The organism is Vreelandella olivaria (genome assembly GCF_023507745.1).
In the GTDB taxonomy this organism is placed as follows: Bacteria; Pseudomonadota; Gammaproteobacteria; order Pseudomonadales; family Halomonadaceae; genus Vreelandella; species Vreelandella olivaria_A.
On the sequence record NZ_JALPZO010000022.1, the window covers coordinates 1 to 985 of the forward strand.

The 985-nt window shown below is 51.4% G+C and carries 3 protein-coding genes; 2 read left to right on the forward strand and 1 reads right to left on the reverse strand.

The window, feature by feature from the left end; genetic code table 11:
• Together HP566_RS02030 and HP566_RS02035 are read left to right on the forward strand one after the other, a co-directional pair.
• On the forward strand, nt 1-381 hold a 381-nt coding region (locus HP566_RS02030; protein WP_249975593.1), incomplete at its 5' end, for a hypothetical protein.
• Nucleotides 317-751, forward strand: coding sequence for a hypothetical protein (locus tag HP566_RS02035; RefSeq protein ID WP_249975594.1), 435 nt, complete (start codon nt 317-319; stop codon nt 749-751). The genes HP566_RS02030 and HP566_RS02035, both read left to right, overlap by 65 nt.
• A 41-nt stretch (nt 752-792) precedes the next feature.
• Here the strand turns inward: HP566_RS02035 and HP566_RS02040 are convergent.
• Nucleotides 793-985: hypothetical protein (locus HP566_RS02040; protein ID WP_249975595.1), on the reverse strand; the 193-nt coding region annotated here is incomplete at its 5' end.

Below are 985 nucleotides of genomic sequence, written 5' to 3' on the forward strand. Positions count from 1 at the left end.
ATAACGCGCGTGGGGCTGGCCGCCAAACTCACCAGTATCGGCAGCGCTGTAGGGGTTGGGCTGGATACCTACGCGACCCGTGACACTATCGCCGAGGCGTGCGCCACAGGGCGCGAGGAAGAGTGCCGACGTATCCGCTATGTCGAGTATGGCAGGCTCACGGGGCGTACTTTTGGTGGGGTAGCAGGCAGTGCCGCTATTGTTAACCGTGGTGTATGTCTGGCGGTTAGCCTTAATCCCGGCGGTAAATTGATATGTGGAGTAGTAGCCGCAGGCGCGGGTGCCTATGGGGGCGCCAAGGCAGGAGAGCTGGGTGGTGGAGAACTGGGATCGTTTATCCACCAGACTATTTATGGTGGCGAGCACGATGGCAACAATTAATATAATACTAGCTTTCAGTGCAGCCTTTGCTGGGCTGCTGGGCTTGGCGTTAGCATTGATCGCCAGTGTGGTGGCACTTTTCAAGATCGATGAAGCGGATCGTTATTTTGGGGAATGGGACTCTCCAGAACAGCTTTACCTCAAGGGGTTGCCCTTTTCCCTTCATCGTATGACATTTTATGGGCTGACCATACTGTTCAAAGGTAGGCATGTTATAGGGCGCTTTGATTTGAGAGGAAAAGAACATTTGATTGATCAGGCGCCAGTGAGGCTAAAACGCCTATTGGTATGGCTCTACGCCAGTTGGATGTTATGTGGCATTTTTGCGGTGGCTATAGGCGGCATAAGTATATTGTTGAGTAAGCTATGATGTTATTCAATCCTCTGTTCCATTGGAAAAATAGTGGTTTTCTATAATGCCAATGGGGTGGTGAGATGTTCGAGCGCCTGAACGGTGAGCTGGGCAGAAGGCAGGGGTGGTATGACAATGAATTTGGCTATAGCTGCCAGGTGATTCGCATCCTTCAGCAGATGTCGAATGTGCAATTTCTGAAACTGCCGCGCCAAGCCAGTTAAAGGAAGATGTCTCACAGAAAGGGCTAAT